This is a genomic window from Sphingopyxis sp. SCN 67-31, assembly GCF_001725095.1.
This window is the reverse complement of sequence record NZ_MEFH01000058.1, coordinates 1-18073: the sequence shown is the minus strand read 5'-3', so window position 1 is coordinate 18073 and position 18073 is coordinate 1. Positions and strand designations below refer to the sequence as shown.

Sequence of the window (18073 nt, the reverse complement as noted above, 5' to 3'; positions counted from 1 at the left end):
AGGACACCCGCCGCCGCACGCTCTCCTCTTCGAAAAAGGCGGCGGGGTCCGACGAGGTTCCTCCTGCGAACCACTCAGGCCGGGACGGATGTCCCGGCCGTTTTTTGTGCACCGGGCCGCTGCACAAGACGGGTGCAGCATTGCCTGCAAATTAGGCCTTTTCATCCCCTCATTAATATGGCATTCAGCCTGTCATGAGTTTCAGGAGGGGAGAGCCTGAAAGGCTGGGCCGGGACGCAAGTTCCGGCCCTCTTTTTTTTACCTTGCCCATCCGCGGGGCCGGAAACGCCCTTTTTGCAGGCGCTTGCCGTGCCGCCATATAGCGATTCGCCGAATCGACGGTAGCGCCGGTCAGCCTAGCGCCGCCGCGACGAAATCGGCCGCGCGCTCGCCGATCATGATGCTCGGGGCGTTGGTGTTGCCGCTGACCAGCCGCGGCATGACGCTCGCGTCGGCGACCCACAGCCGCTCGATCCCGTTCGCCTTCAGCGTCGGATCGACCACGGCGTCCGCGTCGCTGCCCATGCGGCAGGTGCCGACCGGGTGATAGACGGTGTCGGCGCGGCTGCGGATCAGCGCGTCGAGCGCCGCATCGTCGTCGAGGTCGATCGGATGGCGGTCGGCCCCGGCATAACCGGACAGCGGCGGCGCGGCGACGATCCGGTGCATCATCCGCACCCCGGCGCGCAGGACGGCCATGTCGCGGTCGTCGGTCAGGAAACCGGGGTCGATCAGCGGCGCGGCGGCGGCATCGGCGGACGCCAGCGTCACGCTGCCGCGACTTTCGGGGCGCAGCACGCAGGCGTGGCAGGAAAAGCCGTGCCCCTTCACCTTGGCGCGGCCGTGATCCTCGAGCATCGCGGGGACGAAATGATATTGGATATCGGGCGCGGGCAGGTCAGGGCGCGATTTCCAGAAGCCGCCCGCCTCGGCGAAACAGGTGGTCATGATGCCGGTGCGCCTGCGGCGATGCTCGACGATCGCCTTCACCATCCGCCATGTGCCGCCGAGGCTGTCGCCGAACGGCTCGGTCGAGCGCGTCTCCCAACTCGACACATAGTCGATATGATCCTGCAGATTCGCGCCCACCCCGGCGCGGTCGAGGGCGACGTCGATGCCATGTTCGCGCAGATGCGCAGCAGGACCGATACCCGACAGCATCAAGATCTGCGGGCTGCCGAAGGCCCCCGCCGACAGGATCACGCCGCCCGCGGCGCGCAGCGTCTCTCGCCCCCGGCCGCGGCGGATCACCACCCCGGTCGCGCGCCCGTCCTCGATCAATATCCGCTCGACCAGCGCCCCGGTCCGGATATCAAAATTGGCGCGCCCGCGCAGCGGCTCGACATAGGCGCGCGCCGCCGACCAGCGCTCGCCCGCCTTCTGCGTCACCTGATAGAGGCCGAAGCCTTCCTGCTGCGCCCCGTTGAAATCGGGGGTGCGCGGCAGTTGCAACGCCGCCGCGCTTTCGACGAAACGCCGGCTCGTCACATTGGGCCAGCGCTGGTCCATGACGTTCAGCGGCCCGTCGCCGCCGTGAAAATCGTCGGCGCCGCGCTCGTTGCCCTCGCTGCGCTTGAAGTAGGGCAGCACGTCGGCATAGCCCCACCCCGTCGCGCCCAGTTCGGCCCACTGGTCGTAGTCGAAGGCGTTGCCGCGGATATAGACCATCGCGTTGATCGCGCTCGACCCGCCGAGCCCGCGCCCGCGCGGCTGGTATCCGACGCGCCCGTTCAGCCCGGCCTGCGGCACCGTGTCATATTGCCAGTTCGACGCCTTGGGGATGAAGGGCATGAAGCCCGGCGTCTTGACCCGCACCGTATCGTTGCGCCCGCCCGCCTCGACCAGGCAGACGCGCCGCCTTCCATCCGCGGCAAGCCGTCCCGCCGCCGCGCTTCCCGCGCTGCCGCCGCCGATGACGATGATGTCGAACTGATCCATATGCCGCTCCCCTCGCCACCCGCTCGGTGGTCCATCGCGACTTACATGAATGTCATTAGATGGCGAGGCAAGCCCATTACGCCTCGCTCGCGAAGCGATGGCGCTTACTCCGCCGCCTCTTCCACCGCGTGCCGCGCGCGCCAGCGGTCCTTGATCATGTCGCTGGTCAGCCGGCTGCCGTCGTGGCTCCAGCCGGGTTCGCGCCAGACATAGTCGAGCTTGTGCCGCCACGGCGCAGCCCGTACGTCCTTGGCGATGCCGACCCATTCGTGGACCGCGGCCCACAGGATGTTGAAGCTGCCGAGCTGCTTGACGATGCCGTAGCGCACCGGATCTTCGTCGCGTTCGGGGACGAAGCTGCCGAACAGCTTGTCCCAGACGATGAAGACGCCGGCATAATTGGCGTCGAGATAGCGCGGGTTGACCCCGTGATGGACGCGGTGGTGCGAGGGCGTGTTCATCACCGCCTCGAACCATTTCGGCATCCGCCCGATTGCTTCGGTATGGATCCAGAACTGATAGATCAGGTTGAGCCCGCCGCAGAAGAAGACCATCGCCGGCGGAAAGCCGATCAGGAACAGCGGCAGGCGGAAGAGGAAGGTCAGGCTGAAGAAGCCAGTCCACGTCTGCCGCAGCGCGGTCGAGAGATTATAATGCTGCGAACTGTGGTGAATGACATGGCTCGCCCAGAACCAGCGCACGCGGTGCGCGCTGCGGTGAAAGGCGTAATAGGCAAGGTCATCGAGCAGGAAGCAGAGCAGCCACGCCCACCACCAGTGCCGCAGGTCGAGGCCGATGTCGAACAGGCGATATTGATAGACCCACACCGCCATGCCGACCACCGCCGCGCCGACGAAGGCGCCGGCGACCTGGCTGCCGGTGCCGAGCATCAGCGAGGTCAGCGTGTCGCGCGCTTCATAGCGGCTGCGGTCGCGGCGCAGCGACACGATCATCTCGACGATCAGCAGGAGGATGAACGCCGGAACCGCATAGACGACGGGATCGGGCAGCTTATCCATGGCTCGCCGCCCCTTCCGGCGCGCGCGCCGCGGCGGCGGCGATCCGCTCCGCCGCGGGCGGCGCCGCCGCGCGATCCGACAGCGCCCGCATCCGCGCCGCCCACACCCCGGCATCCTTGCCGAGCTGGAGCGTCACCGCGCCGAAGGTCCGCTCGGGCGTGGCGAGGGTCAGGAAATTCTTGTCGAGCCGCCCGATCACGCTGGCGTCGACGGCGCGCGCCGCGAAATGGTTGCCGTGCGCGCGGACCAGCATCATCCGCCCCTCCGCGTTGCGGACGATCGCCGCATAGCCCGCACGGTCGCGCGCGACGTCGACCCCGCCGAACCCCGTCTCGGCTTCCTCGGCGAGGCGGATCGCGTGGGCGGCGTCGGCGATGCGCGGGTCCGCGCCGAGCCCCATCGCCTTCACCAGCCAGGCGACGAACAGCACCGCGACCAGCGACGCGGCAAGCTGGATCAGCGCGCCCGCCGTCACGCGTCGCCCGCCAGCGCGTCCATCATCGGACGCAGCGCCGCCAGATCGTAGCCCGCCCGCGCGGCAGCGGCGCAGATCGCGTCGACATCGTCGCCGGCGCGCGCGCGCGTCAGCGCCCACAGATGCGTCGAGCGCGTGCCCGAGCGGCAATAGGCGAGCACCGGCCCCGTCGCGTCGCGAAGCAACGTGTCGAGCGCGTCGAGCTGCGCGTGGCTGAACCCCGCATGGCCGATCGGAATCGCGGCATAGGCCAGCCCTTCGGCCGCGCAGGCGTGCGCGATGGCATCGCCCTGCGGCGCCGCGCTGTCCTCGCCATCGGGACGGTTGTTGACGACAAGCGCGAAGCCCGCCGCCTTCGCCGCGGCGACATCCTCGAGGTCGATCTGCGGCGCGACGCTGTAATGGTCGGTCAGGGGACGAAAATCGCTCATGACGCGATGTATAGGCCAGCCGCATTTGCTGACAAGCGTGAAGGTGCGCGGTCTGCGATCCTGTCGGGCAAGGGTGAGGGCAGCGCGGCGGCTGGGAGGTGGTGAGCGGACATTGCCCGGCCCCGCTCGTCATCCCGGACTTGATCCGGGATCCATTCACGCAGCGTCGGATGAATGGATCCCGGATCAAGTCCGGGATGACATACAGTTCGCTTTCTCACGCTCAATACTGCCGGATCACCTCCAGAAAGGCATCGCCCCATGCCTCCAGCTTCTTTGCGCCGACCCCCGGGATCGTCGCCAGTTCGGCCCGCGTCGAAGGTCGCTCACTCGCCATCGCGCGCAGCACCGCGTCGTGGAAGACGACATAGGGCGGCACTCCCGCCTCCGCCGCCAGCTCGCGCCGGATCGCGCGCAGCGCTTCGAACAACGGATCGCCGACCGGATTCGCCGCCGCCCGGTCGGCGCGCCCGCCGCGACGCGCCGGCCGCGCCGGGGGTTCGGCGATCAGCACCGGCGCCTCACCCTTCAGCACCGGCCGCGCCGCCGGGCCGAGCATCAGCCCGCCATGCTCGGTGGTCGCCAGCGCCTCGCGCGCCATCAGGCTGCGCACCAGCGGCTTGATCAGCCGTGCCTCCTCCCCCGCGACGATGCCGAAAACCGACAGCTTGTCGTGGCCGCGCTGGACGATGCGCTCGTCGCTCCGCCCGGTCAGTACCGCCTCGACATGCCCCGCGCCGAAGCTCTGTCCGGTGCGATAGACGGCGGAGAGCAGTTTCTGCGCGAGCACCGTCGCGTCGACCTGGCGCGGCGGGTCGAGGCAATTGTCGCAATTGCCGCAGCGTTCGGGCGGATGCTCGCCGAAATGGCGCAGCAGCAGCGCGCGGCGGCATTCGACCGTCTCGACCAGCGCCGCGAGCGCGTCGAGCCGCGTCCGCTCGCTCGCGACGCGCGCCTCGGGCAGTTCGGACAGGCGCATTCGCGCCCGCGCGAAATCGTCGGCGCCCCACAGCATCAGCGCCTCGGCCGGGTCGCCGTCGCGGCCCGCGCGCCCGGTTTCCTGATAATAGCTCTCGATCGACTTAGGCAGGCCCGCGTGCGCGACGAAGCGCACGTCGGGCTTGTCGATCCCCATGCCGAAGGCGACCGTCGCGGTGACGATGCCCTCCTCCGACGTGACGAAATCATGCTGCACCTGCGCGCGCCGTTCGGGATCGAGCCCGGCGTGATAGGCGGCGACCGGCCGTCCCGTCGCCGCCGCGAGGCTGGCCGCCATGCGCTCGGTCCCGTCGCGCGTCGGGCAATAGACGATCCCCGGCCCCGGGTTGGCGGTGATGAAGGCGGCAAGCTGCTTCGCCGCGCCGACGCGCGGCATCACGCGGTAGCGGATGTTCGGCCGGTCGAAACCCGCGAGCACCAGCCCGTCCTGCGGGATACCCAGTTGGACGAGGATGTCGGCGCGAGTGTGGCGATCGGCGGTCGCGGTGAGCGCGAGCCGCGGCACGTCGGAAAAGGCGTCGAGCAGCGGCCTGAGCAGGCGGTAGTCGGGCCGGAAATCATGTCCCCATTCCGAAACGCAATGCGCCTCGTCGATCGCGAACAATGCGGGCCTGCGCGAGTCGAGCAGCGCGCGGAATCCTTCGCCGGTCGCGCGTTCGGGCGCGACGTAGAGGAGGTCGAGCAGCCCCTCGCGATAGGCCTGCCGCGTGTCGGCATGGTCGGCGTCGGCGCTGGTCAGCGACGCCGCCCGGATTCCCGCCGCCCGCGCGCCGCGCAGCTGGTCGTGCATCAGCGCGATCAGCGGCGAAACGACGATCACGCAGCCGTCGAGCGCAACCGACGGAAGCTGGTAGGTCAGCGACTTGCCCGCCCCGGTCGGCATCACCGCGAGCGTGTGGCGCCCCGCCATCACCCGCTCCACCACCTCGGCCTGGCGGCCGCGGAAGGCGTCGAAGCCGAAGGTCGATTTGAGGAGCGGGAGAAGCGTATCGGTCATGGCGGCGGTCACCGCGTCGGCACGGGCTCCGCCCCCGTCCAGTCATAGAAGCCGCGCCCGGCCTTGCGGCCGACCCATCCCGCCTCGACATATTGGACGAGCAGCGGCGCCGGGCGGAACTTGGGGTCGCCGGTGCCGCTGTGCAGCACGCGGATGATTTCGAGACAGGTGTCGAGGCCGATGAAGTCGGCGAGGGTGATCGGTCCCATCGGATGGTTGAGCCCGAGCCGGCAGCCGGCGTCGATGTCGCGCATCGTCGCGACGCCCTCGCCCAGCGCGAACACCGCCTCGTTGATCAGCGGCATCAGCACGCGGTTGACGATGAAGCCCGGTGCGTCGTTGGCGTGGACGATCTCCTTGCCGAGGCCGCGGCCATAGGCCTCGACCGCCGCGAGCGTCGCGTCGCTGGTGGCAAGGCCGCGGATCAGTTCGATCAGCCCCATCACCGGCACCGGGTTGAAGAAATGGACGCCGATGAAGCGCGCCGGATCGGGCGCCGCCTGCGCGAGGCGGGTGATCGGGATCGAACTGGTGTTGGTCGCGAGGATCGCGGTGTCCGACAGATGCGGGCCGACGCTGGCAAAGATCGCGCGCTTGATCTCCTCGCGCTCGGTCGCCGCCTCGATGACGAGGCCGGCGGGGGCGAAGGCGGCATGATCGGCGACCGGGGCGATGCGGGCGAGCAGCGCGTCGGCGGCGTCCTGCGCCATCTTCTCCTTCGCGACGAGGCGGCCGAGCGCCGTGGCGATGCCCGCCTTGCCCGCCTCGGCGCGCGCGAGGTCGACGTCGGACAGCAGGACGTCGTGCCCCGCGCCCGCCGATACCTGGGCGATCCCTGCGCCCATTTGCCCTGCCCCGATAACGCCGACGATCATATGTTGCCCTTTCCAATTGGCGGCACCGGCCCGCTGCCCCGCCCGGCCTCCCATCAGGACGCTGTCGTCGGAAGGCGGGTCGGGGAGTGGGCTGGTGCCGGTTCCCGGCGTCAGTCGGGAAAAGCGATCGCGCCGTCAAGGGGCGGAGCGGGGCTCGGTCGCTTCGGCGAGGATCAGCGCGAAGGCGGGATCGGCGTCGTCCCACGTCGCGAGCGGGGTCCAGCCGCCGGCGCGCAGCAGCAGGCTGGCATCACGCGGGCCGTATTTGTGGCTGTTCTCGCTGTGGATCGTCTCCCCCTTCGCCATGCGATAGCGTTGCCCGTCGACGGTGAACGCCATGTCGCACGCGGCGACGAGATGCATCTCGATCCGCGCCTGCGCATCGTTCCAGACCGCGCGGTGAAGGAAATTCTCGATCGCGATATCGCCCTCCAGCTCGCGGTTGATGCGTTCGAGCAGGTTGCGGTTGAAAGCGGCGGTGACCCCCGCCGGATCGTCATAGGCGGCGGTCAGCGTCGCGCGGTCCTTGATCCGGTCGATCCCGATCAGGAGGCGCGAGCCGTCGCCCAGCGCCGCGCGCCAGTTGCGCAGCAGGTCGACCGCGCTGGCCGCGACCATGTTGCCGATCGTCGATCCGGGAAAGAAGCCGAGCTTGGGCAGCGCCGCGATCTCGCGCGGCAGCAGGACGCGCTGGGTGAAGTCGGCTTCGACCGGATAGACGGGAAGGCCGGGAAAGCGCGCCGCGAGGTCGGCGGCGCTGTCGCGCAGCATCGTCCCCGAAAGGTCGACGGGCACATAGGCGGCGGGGGCGATGGCATCGAGCAGCAGCGGCGTCTTCGTCGCGCTGCCCGATCCCAGTTCGACCACCGCGCGGCCCGGGCCGATCGCCGCGGCCATCGCGGCGGCATGGCGCTTCAGCAGGTCGGTCTCGCTGCGCGTCGGATAATATTCGGGGAGCGCGGTGATATCCTCGAACAGCGCCGATCCGGTCGCATCGTAGAGCCAGCGCGCCGGAATCGCCTTCTGCGCCTGCGACAGCCCGGCGCGGACGTCGGCGCGAAAGGCGGTGTCGACCCCGGCGGCATCGGCATCGACCTGCCGCAGATGACGGACGACGCCCATGTCAAAGGTCCCGCGCGAGGCGCAGACCGGTGAACTGCCAGCGCTGATGCGGATAGAAGAAATTGCGGTAGGAGGCGCGCGCATGCCCGCGCGGGGTCGCGCAGCTGCCGCCCTTGAGCACGAACTGGCCGCTCATGAACTTGCCGTTATATTCGCCGACCGCGCCGGGCGCGGGGCGGAAACCGGGATAGGGTCGATAGGCGCTGCCGGTCCATTCCCACACGCTGCCGAACATTTGTTGCAGTCCGGTGGCGGCGGCCTGTGCCGCGGGCTGCACCGGCCCCGCCGCGTCGAGTTGCTGCCCCGCGGCCGGGTCGAGCGGCGCGGCGGCGGCTTCCCATTCATGCTCGGTCGGCAGCCGCGCGCCGGCCCAGGCCGCGAAGGCGTCGGCCTCGAAGAGGCTGATGTGCGTCACCGGCGCGTCCGGGTCGATCTCGCGCCAGCCCGACAGGGTGAAGCAGCGCCCGTCGCGCCAATAGGCGGGCGCGTCGACGTCCTGCGCCTGCACCCAGGCCCAGCCGTCGCTGAGCCACAGCGACGCGGTGCGGTAGCCGCCATCGGCGATGAACTGCTGCCATTCGCCGTTGGTCACCGGACGGCTGGCGAGCGCGTGCGGCGTCAGAAGCACGGAAAAGCGCGGAACTTCACAGTCGAATGCGAAGCCGTCGCCGTCGTGGCCGACCGCCACGATACCTTCCGCGCCGGTGACCCAGGTCAGCGCGCCCGCCGGGTCGGGTGCGGATGCGGAAGGCGCGGAAGAGCGCGCGGCTTCAAACGCGAATCGCGGTTCGGGCTCCCATAGCGCGGGGCCGAGCGGGTTCTGCGCGAACAGATGCTTGATGTCGGTGAGCAGCAATTCCTGATGCTGCTGCTCGTGCTGGATGCCGAGTTCGATCAGCGCGTGCGCGGCGGGCGGCAGGCCGGGCAGCGCCGCCTGCACCGCCGCATCGACATGGTCCCGCCACGCGCGCACCTGATCGAGCGACGGACGCGTCAGCAGCCCGCGGCGCGCGCGCGCGTGGCGCGGCCCCTCCGCCTCGTAATAGCTGTTGAAGAGATAGGGGTAGCGGTCGTCGAACAGCCGATAGCTGGGTTGGTGATCGCGCAGCACGAAGCTTTCGAAAAACCATGTCGTATGCGCGAGATGCCATTTGGCGGGCGAAGCGTCGGGCATCGACTGCGCGCTCGCATCGGCGTCCGACAGCGGCGCCGCGAGGTCGAGCGTCAGTTGCCGCGTCGCGGCGAAGCGCCGCGCCAGATCGGAGACACCGGAAAGCGAAGCGGACGAAACATCTATTCGGCTGGCCATGTCGAGACAATCCGCGAGAGGGCGATTCGGTTTCGCGAGCGGGGAACTATGCACGGATACGCGGCGATTGTAAAGAACATATAGGGAACGCTATCGGATGCCCTCTTGCCTTCCAAGGCGGCCGGGAGATGCTCCCCGGCGGAAGCCGGGGCCCGGATCGCGCGCCGGTGACAAACCATCGGGACCCCGGCTTTCGCCGGGGAACGGGCTTATCGGAAAGATAATCGCGTCCTCCCGAAGAGGGGGCCCACGCGTCAGCGCGTCGCGCCGGGTTTCCAGAGGATGTCGCCGCCCGCCGCGGCGTTCAGGTGGCGCGTCAGCACGAACAGATGGTCCGACAGGCGATTGAGATAGGCGAGCGCGAGCGGGTTGAGGGCGCGGTCCGCCCCCGCCGCGACCGCCGACCGCTCGGCGCGGCGCGTCACCGCGCGCGCGAGGTGGAGCCGCGCCGCCGCTTCGGCGCCGCCGGGCAGGATGAAGCTGCGCAGCGGATCGAGCGCCGCGTTCATCGCGTCGATCTCCGCCTCCAGCCGTTCGATCTGGCCGGGGACGATGCGCAGCGCCATATCGTGCGGGCCGAAGCCGTGCTCGGCATCGGCGGGGGTCGCGAGGTCGGCGCCGAGGTCGAACAATTCGTTCTGGATGCGGGCCAGCATCGCCGCTTCGTCGCCGTCCGCGGGCAGCGCCGCGACCGCGATGCCGATCGCGCTGTTCGCTTCGTCGACGTCGCCGACCGCCTGCATCAGCGGCGCCGACTTGGCGATGCGCGAGCCGTCGACGAGCCCCGTCGTGCCGCGATCACCGGTACGGGTGTAGATCTTGTTGAGCTTGACCATGGGATTCCTATGGAGAGCTCGGGCGAAGCGCTCAGGAACCGGCCGCCGTCACACCGATGATGATGAGCAGGATGATGGTGATCGCCTGCCATTTTATGCGGGCCATCATCATCCGGTTCTGCATCACCTGATTGTCGTGGATCGCCCCTTCGGTCGTGGCGCGATGCCCCTGCGCGAAATAGATGAGACCCCGCGCGAGCGAGAAAAGGACGAGACCGGCCGCAACGACGACCGCGAGGACGAGCAGAATCTGCATTCCCCCTATTTAGGCCATCTGCAGCGAATATCCAGCGGGAAGGCGCCCGGCGCGCAAATCACTCGCCAGCGCGCGCCCGTCGACGCCCGTTTCGCGCAGCATCGCGAGCGTCGCGGCGCCGTCGCGCTTGGCGAGCCGCCGGCCGTCGGCGCCGCAGACGAGCGCATGGTGGCGATAGCGCGGCGTCGGCAGGGCGAGCAGCGCCTGAAGCAGCCGGTGAACGTCGGTCGATGCGATGAGGTCGGCGCCGCGCACGACGTGCGTCACCCCCATCGCGGCATCGTCGATCGTGCTCGCGAGATGATAGCTGGCCGGCGCGTCCTTGCGCGCGAGCACGACGTCGCCGTGCGCGGCCGGATCGGCGAGCCGCGCGCCCTGCCCCTCTTCCTCCCAGCGAAGCGAGCCCGCGAGCGCCGCGGCGCGCCGCATGTCGAGCCGCCAGCAATGCGGCTCGGCCGCCCGGCGCCGCTCGCGCTCGGCGGCGGTCAGGCGGCGGCAGGTGCCCGGATAAAGGGGGCCGGCGGGACCGTGCGGCGCCGCGAGGCTGGCGGCGATGTCGGCGCGGGTGCAGAAACAGGGATAGACGAGCCCGCGCGCCGCCAGATCGGCGAGCGCCGCGGCATAGGCGTCGAGATGCGCCGACTGGCGCACCGGCGCACCGTCCCACGCCAGCCCGAGCCAGGCGAGGTCGTCGAGCGCCGCCGCGACATGGCTTTCGCGCGAGCGGCCGCCGTCGATGTCGTCGATGCGGATCCGGAAGCGGCCGCTCGCCGCGCGCGCCGCATCGTGCGCGAGCAGCGCGCTGTAGGCGTGGCCGAGGTGCAGCTCGCCGGTCGGGCTGGGCGCGAAGCGGGTCAGCATCGAACGGCGCCCTTATCCATATGCTGTGGCGAAACGACAGGGGACTTGCCACATATTGCGGCACATGCCCCCTTGACGTCGGATTCCGTTGCGTGATGTAATGCTGCTGTCACTCGGGAAAGGCAGTGGCGCGCCATCCCGCACCACAGGGGGTTGCGCAGCGAAGCCATGTTCCATCCCGATCTTGCCCGCCATCCCGATCATTGTCCCGCGCTGGTCCTCAACGCCGACTATACGCCGCTGAGCTATTATCCGCTGAGCCTGTGGTCGTGGCAGACCGCGGTCAAGGCGGTTTTCCTCGACCGCGTCACCATCGTCGAGAATTACGAGCGCGAAATCCGGTCGCCGACGCGCACCATGCCGATCCCCAGCGTGATCGCGCTGCGCCAATATGTGAAACCGTCGCAATATCCCGCCTTCACGCGCTTCAACCTGTTCCTGCGCGACCGGTTCGCCTGCCAATATTGCGGATCGGGCAAGGATCTGACCTTCGATCATGTCGTGCCGCGCCGGCTGGGCGGGCGGACGAGCTGGGAAAATGTCGCGACCGCCTGCGCGCCGTGCAACCTGAAGAAGGGCGGCCGCACCCCCGCGCAGGCGCACATGCCGCTGCACCGCCAGCCGTGGCGCCCGACGAGCTGGCAGCTTCAGGACCACGGCCGCGGCTTTCCACCCAATTATCTGCACGAAAGCTGGATCGACTGGCTTTACTGGGACGTGGAACTGGAAGGCTGAACGGCGCGTATCGGGACGGGTCAGCCGGGGTTCATTCGCGCGGCCCTAGCCGGCCGGCAGCCTTTTCGCAGGAGAACAGCCGTGGTTCCCATCGCTCGCGCCGTCGCGCTCAGCCTCACCGCCCTGTCGCTCGCCGCCTGCGCGACGATCATGCCGTCCGAAGAGCCTGTCACGGTGACCGGCAGCATCGCCTATCGCGAGCGCATCGCGCTGCCGCCGACCGCGCAGATCGAAATCCAGCTCGACGACGTCAGCCTCGCCGACGCCCCCGCGCGCACGCTGGCACGGCAGGCCTTCACCGCCGACGGCCGGCAGGTGCCGTTCGCTTTCTCGCTGACCGTCGACCGGAACCGCCTCGACCCGCGCCACACTTATGCCGTCGCCGCGCGGATCAGCGATGCCGACGGCCGGCTGATGTTCATCACCGACACGCACAACGGCGTCGATTTCGCCGGCAAGGCACGGATCGACATGGGGGCGCTGAATCTGGTCCGCACGCGCTGACCGCGCGACGCGCCGCTTGACCGCACCCCTTCGCAGGTGCAGCAAAGGCGCCATGAACCAGCCGATCCAGATCAGCCAGAATCCCGACATCCGCTATCTCGGGCGGATATTGGGCGAGGTCATTCGCGCGCAGGGCGGCGAGACGCTGTTCCGCCGGACCGAATATATCCGCTCGGCGAGCGTCGACCGGCATCGCGGCATCGCGGGGGCCGAGGCGATCGACCCGGGGCTCGACGCGCTGAGTCTCGACGACACGATCGCCTTCGTGCGCGGCTTCATGCTCTTTTCGATGCTCGCCAACCTGGCCGAGGACCGGCAGGGCGTCGCCGCCGAGCCCGGGGCGACGGTGGCGGCGGCGCTCGAGCGGCTGGCGGCGGAGGGAATCGACGGCGATGCGGTGGCGGCACTGCTGGAGCGGGCGCTGGTCGCCCCGGTGCTGACCGCCCACCCGACCGAGGTGCGCCGCAAGTCGGTGCTCGACCATAAGAACCGCATCGCCGAACTGATGCGGCTGCGCGACGCGGGGCGCGACGAAACGCCCGAGGGCGACAGCGTCGAAGCGGCGATTCGCCGCCAGATCGCGCTGCTGTGGCAGACGCGGCCGCTGCGCACCGAACGCTTGTTCGTCGCCGACGAGATCGACAATGCGCTCACCTATCTGCGCGACGTCTTTCTGCCCGTCGTGCCGCGGCTCTATGCGCGCTGGGAAAAGGAGTTGGGGCGGCGCCCCGCGAGCTTCCTGCGCGTCGGAAGCTGGATCGGCGGCGACCGCGACGGCAATCCCTTCGTCACCGCCGAAACGCTGGAGACGGCGACCGGACGCAACGCGGCGGCGGTGCTCAGCCATTATTGCGACGCGGTGCATGCACTCGGCACCGAGCTGTCGGTATCGCAGACGCTGGCCCCGGTGCCCGAAACGGTCACGGCGCTCGCCGATGCGAGCGGCGACGAAGCGCCGAGCCGCAGCGACGAACCCTATCGCCGCGCGCTGTCGGGCATCTATGCGCGGCTGTGCGCCACCCATGTCGCGATCATCGGCCACCCGCCGCCGCGCCCGTCGATGCTGGCGGGCGAGCCCTATGCCGCGCCCGCCGATTTCCGCCGCGACCTCGTCACCCTCGCCGACGGGCTGTCGGCGGGGGGCGAGGGGCAGCTCGGCGGGCTCGGCGCGCTGGGGCGGCTGATCCGCGCGGTCGAGGTCTTCGGCTTCCACCTCGCGACGCTCGACATGCGCCAGAACAGCGCGGTGCACGAGCGCGTGCTCGCCGAACTGCTGCGCGTCTCGGGCGTCGAGGGCGATTATCTGGCGCTGGACGAGGAGGCGCGCGTCGCGCTGCTGCGCCGCGAACTGGCGGTCGACCGGCCGCTCGCCGCGCCATGGCATCGGTGGAGCGAGGAAACGGCGGGCGAACTGGCGATCGTCCACGCCGCCGCCGCGATCCGCGCGCGGCTGGGGCGCGAGGCGATCTGCCAGTGGATCATCAGCAAGGCCGAAAGCCTGTCCGACCTGCTGGAGGTCCATGTCCTCGCGCGCGAGGCGGGGCTGTGGTCGGGCGACGCCGACGATGCGCTGATGGTCGTGCCGCTGTTCGAGACGATCGCCGACCTCGATCAGGCGCCCGCGATCATGGCCGCCTATTTCGCGCTGCCCGAGATCGCGCAGCGCGTCGGCGCGCGCGGGTCGCAGGAAGTGATGATCGGCTATTCCGATTCGAACAAGGACGGCGGCTATCTGACCTCGACCTGGGGGCTGCATCAGGCATCGGCGGCGCTGACCCCGGTGTTCGCGGCGGCGGGCACCGCGATGCAGCTGTTCCACGGCCGCGGCGGCGCGGTCGGGCGCGGCGGTGGCAGCGCCTTTGCGGCGATCCGCGCACAGCCCGCGGGCACGGTGCAGGGCCGCATCCGCATCACCGAGCAGGGCGAGGTGATCGCGGCCAAATATGGCACCGCCGATAGCGCCGCGACCAATCTGGAGGCGATGGTGTCGGCCAGCCTGCTCGCCAGCCTGGAGCCCGAGGCGAAGAGCGCGGCCGATGCGGCGCGCTTCGCGGGCGCGATGGATGCGCTGTCCGATCATGCCTTCGCCGCCTATCGCGGGCTCGTCTACGACACGCCGGGCTTTCGGGATGTCTTCCGCGCGATGACGCCGATCGCGGAGATCGCGACGCTGAAGATCGGGTCGCGCCCGTCGAGTCGGACGAAGAGCAGCGCGATCGAGGACCTGCGCGCCATTCCCTGGGTGTTCAGCTGGGCGCAGGCGCGCACGATGCTGCCCGGATGGTACGGGACGGGCGAGGCGTTCGCCGCCTTCCCCGACCAGACGCTGCTCGCCGAGATGGCGGCGGGCTGGCCCTTCTTCGCGGCGCTGCTCGACAATATGGAGATGGTGCTCGCCAAGTCCGACATGGGGATCGCGGCGCGCTATGCCGGGCTCGCGAGCCATATCGACGGGCATGACGCGATCTTCATGGCGATACGTGACGGCTGGCAGCGCGCGCACGACGGCCTGCTGCGGATCACCGGCCAGTCGCGGCTGCTGGAGAAGAATCCGGCGCTCGAAGCGTCGATCCGGCTGCGCCTGCCCTATATCGAGCCGCTCAACCTGCTCCAGATCGAGCTGATGAAGCGCCACCGCGCGGGCGAGACCGACCCGCGCATCGCCGAGGGCATCCAACTGACGATCAACGCGATCGCGACGGCGCTGCGGAATAGCGGGTAGCGCAAAGCTCAACCATCACCGTTCGCATTGAGCGAAGTCGAGATGCCCATCGGGAAAGCGAAGCGCAAGACCGACGGGTGTCTCGACTTCGCTCGACACTAACGGAGCGAGGGTCTGGGGATTCGATCAGGCGTCGATGCTGGTCTTCAGGTCGCCGTGGACCAGCCCGCCGTCGACAGCGATCGTGTCTCCGACGACATAGTCGCCCGCCTTCGACGCGAGGAAGATCGCGGCGCCGGCCATGTCCTCCGGCGCGCCGATGCGCTTCACCGGAATGCTCTTCGCGACCGCGTCGCCATGGTCGCGCGCCGCCTTGTTCATGTCCGACTGGAAGGCGCCCGGTGCGATCGCGGTGACGATGATATGATCCTGCACCAGCCGCGCCGCGAGGCGCTTGGTGAGGTAGAGGATCGCCGCCTTCGACGCGTGATAGCTGTATGTCTCCCACGGGTTGAGCCGCATGCCGTCGATCGAGCCGATGTTGATGACCTTCGCCGGCCGGTCCGCCGTGCCCGCGGCCTTGAGCAGGCCGTGCAGCGCCTGCGTCAGGAAGAAGGGCGACTTGACGTTGATGTCCATCACCTTGTCCCAGCCCGCCTCGGGGAAGCCCTCGAACGGTTCGCCCCACGCGGCGCCGGCGTTGTTGACGAGGATGTCGAGCCGCTCCTCGCGCGCCTCGAGTTCCTTCGCGAGGCCGCGGCATCCCTCGACCGTCGACAGGTCGACCGGCAGGCCGACGACCTTGCCGGGGTAGCGGCTGTTGAAATCCTCGACCGCCGCCTCGACCTGCGCCGTCTTGCGCGCCGAGATATAGACGCGCGCGCAGCCCGCAGCGAGGAAGCCCTCGACGATCATCGCGCCGATCCCGCGCGAGCCGCCGGTGACGAGCGCGATGCGGCCGTCGAGGCCGAACATGTCAGTGAGGTTCATAGGATTATCTCTCTTCCGTTCGTGCTGAGCTTGTCGAAGCACCGTTCTTCCCCGCGACGCCCGAAAGAAGGGACGGCCCTTCGACAAGCTCAGGGCGAACGGGGTTTGAAAACTCCTAGGCGGACTTAGTATCCGTTCATCCGAGCAACCTGGTCGATGTGGTAATGCACGTCGCCCATATATTCGGCGAGCGCGCGGTCGCGCTTCATGTAGAGGCCGATGTCATATTCGTCGGTCATGCCGATGCCGCCGTGCATCTGGACGCCCTCGCGCACCGCGAGATTGGCGGCGCGGCCGGCCTTCGCCTTGGCGACCGAGACCATCAGCTTCGCGCCCTCGCTGCCCTCATCGAGAAGCTGCTGCGCCTTCATCACGGTGGCGCGCGCGACTTCCATCTCGCCATAGAGATGCGCGGCGCGGTGCTGGAGCGCCTGGAACTCGCCGATCAGCTTGCCGAACTGCTTGCGTTCCTTGAGGTAGGTGACCGTCATGTCCATCGCGCCCTGCCCGACGCCGACCATCTCGGCCGCGGCGCCGGTGCGGGCGGCGGCAAGCAAGGCATTCAGCACCGCCTCGCCCGCGTCGACCTCTCCGATCACCGCGTCGGCGTCGACCTCGACGCCGTCGAGCGTGACGTGGCTCGCAAGGCTGCTGTCCACCAGGCGGCGCGGGTCGGCGGTCAGCCCCTTCGCATCCCTGGGCACCGCGAACAGGGTGAGGCCGCCGTCGGTCTTCGCCGCGACGATGCTCATGTCGGCGACATGGCCGTGGAGGACGAAACTCTTCTTGCCGTCGAGGCGGAAACCGTTGCCGGCGCGCGTCGCGGTCGTGGCGATGCGGTCGGGGCGGTGCTTGGCGCCCTCGTCGATCGCCAGCGCGACGATTGCCTCGCCCGCCGCGATCGCGGGAAGCCAGCGGTCGGCCTGCGTCCCGCCTGCCTTCGCCAGCGCGGCGACCGCGCCGACGCTGGTCGACAGGAAGGGCGACGGCGTCAGGTTGCGGCCGATCTCCTCGAGCACGATGCCCGCCTCCATGTGGCCCATGCCGAGGCCGCCGTGCGCTTCCGACACCAACATGCCGGGCAGGCCCATTTCGACGAACTGTCCCCACAGATCGCGCGAGAAGCCGGTGGCATCGGCGCTGTCGCGAAGCTGGCGGAGGTGCGCGACCGGCGCCTGTTCGGCCACGAAGGGCGCGACGCTGTCCTTGAGCATCGCCTGGTCGTCATTGTGATAGAGCGGCATAGAAACTCCCTCTCCCCTTCAGGGGAGAGGGCCGGGGAGAGGGGAAGTCGCCCCGGCCCTCTGAAAAACACCAACGGAAGTGGGGTGCGTCCCCCTCTCCCAACCCTCTCCCCTGAAGGGGAGAGAGCTATTTTCACGCCCCCGGCAGATCCAGGATGCGCTTGGCGATGACGTTGAGCATGACCTCGCTCGTCCCGCCCTCGATCGAATTGGCCTTGGTGCGCAGCCAGGTGCGCGCGCGCGCGCCGCCCTTGCTGTCCTCGCTGTCCCATTCGAGCGCCTCGCTGCCGCCGCCCGCCATCACCAGTTCGTGGCGGCGCTTGTTGAGCTCGGTCCCGACATATTTCATCATGTTCGACGACGCGGGATGCGCGCGGCCGGTCTTCCACATGTCCATGAACCGCTCGCCCATCGCGCGATAGGCAAAGACGTCGACGTCGAACGCCGCCATTTCGGCGCGCAGGATCGGGTCGTCGAGCTCGCCCTGCTCGTTCCGGCCGATCGCCTTCGCGAAGGCGCCGCCGATGCTGACCATGTCGCCGCCCGCGCCGCCGCCCGAGATCATCTCGCGTTCGTGCCCGAGCAGATATTTGGCGACGTCCCAGCCGCGGCCCACCTCACCGACGAACTGCGTCTTCGGCACCTTCACATCGTCGAAGAAGGTCTCGCAGAAGGGGCTGTTGCCGCTGATCAGCAGGATCGGCTTGGTCGTGACGCCGGGGCTCTCCATGTCGAAGAGCATGAAGGTGATGCCCTGATATTTGTTCGCCTTGTCGGTGCGGACGAGGCAGAAGATCCAGTCGGCCTTGTCGGCATAGCT

The 18073-nt window shown here is 69.2% G+C and carries 17 protein-coding genes; 3 read left to right on the top strand and 14 right to left on the bottom strand.

Annotated features, from left to right (window positions below):
• Positions 1 to 351: 351 nt before the first annotated feature.
• From ABS88_RS10805 to gluQRS, 11 genes are all read right to left on the bottom strand, one after another.
• Positions 352 to 1938 carry a GMC family oxidoreductase gene (locus ABS88_RS10805; protein WP_067186465.1) on the bottom strand — a complete coding sequence of 529 codons (1587 nt, stop codon included), beginning with the start codon at positions 1936 to 1938 and terminating at the stop codon, positions 352 to 354.
• 104 nt (positions 1939 to 2042) lie between these two features.
• A complete protein-coding gene (locus ABS88_RS10800) occupies positions 2043 to 2957 on the bottom strand; it encodes a sterol desaturase family protein (RefSeq protein WP_286749731.1) in 915 nt (304 codons plus the stop codon).
• Positions 2950 to 3432: a hypothetical protein gene (locus ABS88_RS10795; RefSeq protein WP_234002518.1), complete on the bottom strand. Its 483-nt coding sequence runs from the start codon at positions 3430 to 3432 to the stop codon at positions 2950 to 2952. The genes ABS88_RS10800 and ABS88_RS10795 overlap by 8 nt, the downstream gene beginning before the upstream one ends.
• The gene (locus ABS88_RS10790) at positions 3429 to 3863 is read right to left on the bottom strand and encodes a protein tyrosine phosphatase family protein (protein ID WP_067112652.1); all 435 of its coding nucleotides are present in this window, start codon (positions 3861 to 3863) and stop codon (positions 3429 to 3431) included. Before ABS88_RS10790 ends, ABS88_RS10795 begins: the two co-directional genes overlap by 4 nt.
• A gap of 223 nt (positions 3864 to 4086) precedes the next feature.
• Positions 4087 to 5859 (bottom strand): DNA helicase RecQ, encoded by a 1773-nt coding sequence (gene recQ, locus ABS88_RS10785; protein WP_067187212.1) that lies wholly within the window; start codon positions 5857 to 5859, stop codon positions 4087 to 4089.
• A gap of 8 nt (positions 5860 to 5867) precedes the next feature.
• On the bottom strand, positions 5868 to 6734 hold the full coding sequence (locus ABS88_RS10780; RefSeq protein WP_067186469.1) for a 3-hydroxyacyl-CoA dehydrogenase NAD-binding domain-containing protein: 867 nt from the start codon (positions 6732 to 6734) through the stop codon (positions 5868 to 5870).
• 135 nt (positions 6735 to 6869) lie between these two features.
• Positions 6870 to 7856, bottom strand: a complete 987-nt coding sequence (gene egtD / locus ABS88_RS10775; RefSeq protein WP_067112645.1) for an L-histidine N(alpha)-methyltransferase — start codon at positions 7854 to 7856, stop codon at positions 6870 to 6872.
• A gap of 1 nt (position 7857) precedes the next feature.
• Positions 7858 to 9165 (bottom strand): ergothioneine biosynthesis protein EgtB, encoded by a 1308-nt coding sequence (gene egtB / locus ABS88_RS10770; protein WP_212597955.1) that lies wholly within the window; start codon positions 9163 to 9165, stop codon positions 7858 to 7860.
• 254 nt (positions 9166 to 9419) lie between these two features.
• Positions 9420 to 10001 carry a cob(I)yrinic acid a,c-diamide adenosyltransferase gene (locus ABS88_RS10765; protein WP_286749730.1) on the bottom strand — a complete coding sequence of 194 codons (582 nt, stop codon included), beginning with the start codon at positions 9999 to 10001 and terminating at the stop codon, positions 9420 to 9422.
• Positions 10002 to 10032: 31 nt separating this feature from the next.
• Positions 10033 to 10257 carry an HIG1 domain-containing protein gene (locus ABS88_RS10760; RefSeq protein WP_067113372.1) on the bottom strand — a complete coding sequence of 75 codons (225 nt, stop codon included), beginning with the start codon at positions 10255 to 10257 and terminating at the stop codon, positions 10033 to 10035.
• Positions 10258 to 10266: 9 nt separating this feature from the next.
• Entirely contained in the window at positions 10267 to 11118 is an 852-nt protein-coding gene (gene gluQRS / locus ABS88_RS10755; protein ID WP_286749729.1) for a tRNA glutamyl-Q(34) synthetase GluQRS, read from the bottom strand.
• Positions 11119 to 11286: 168 nt separating this feature from the next.
• On the opposite strand from gluQRS, the gene ABS88_RS10750 reads away from it, so the two are divergent.
• The 3 genes from ABS88_RS10750 (at position 11287) to ppc (ending at position 15079) form a co-directional block, all read left to right on the top strand.
• Entirely contained in the window at positions 11287 to 11853 is a 567-nt protein-coding gene (locus tag ABS88_RS10750; protein ID WP_067113387.1) for an HNH endonuclease, read from the top strand.
• Between the two features lie 81 nt (positions 11854 to 11934).
• Positions 11935 to 12357: a YbaY family lipoprotein gene (locus ABS88_RS10745; protein WP_286749728.1), complete on the top strand. Its 423-nt coding sequence runs from the start codon at positions 11935 to 11937 to the stop codon at positions 12355 to 12357.
• A gap of 52 nt (positions 12358 to 12409) precedes the next feature.
• Positions 12410 to 15079: a phosphoenolpyruvate carboxylase gene (ppc, locus tag ABS88_RS10740; RefSeq protein WP_286749727.1), complete on the top strand. Its 2670-nt coding sequence runs from the start codon at positions 12410 to 12412 to the stop codon at positions 15077 to 15079.
• A gap of 126 nt (positions 15080 to 15205) precedes the next feature.
• Here the strand turns inward: ppc and ABS88_RS10735 are convergent, their stop codons facing one another.
• The 3 genes from ABS88_RS10735 to ABS88_RS10725 all read right to left on the bottom strand — a co-directional run.
• Positions 15206 to 16009 carry an SDR family oxidoreductase gene (locus ABS88_RS10735; RefSeq protein ID WP_067113381.1) on the bottom strand — a complete coding sequence of 268 codons (804 nt, stop codon included), beginning with the start codon at positions 16007 to 16009 and terminating at the stop codon, positions 15206 to 15208.
• Between the two features lie 125 nt (positions 16010 to 16134).
• Positions 16135 to 17253, bottom strand: coding sequence for an acyl-CoA dehydrogenase family protein (locus ABS88_RS10730; RefSeq protein WP_286749726.1), 1119 nt, complete (start codon positions 17251 to 17253; stop codon positions 16135 to 16137).
• Between the two features lie 133 nt (positions 17254 to 17386).
• Positions 17387 to 18073 (bottom strand): acyl-CoA dehydrogenase family protein (locus ABS88_RS10725; RefSeq protein ID WP_286749725.1); only part of this gene is annotated, 687 nt, incomplete at its 5' end.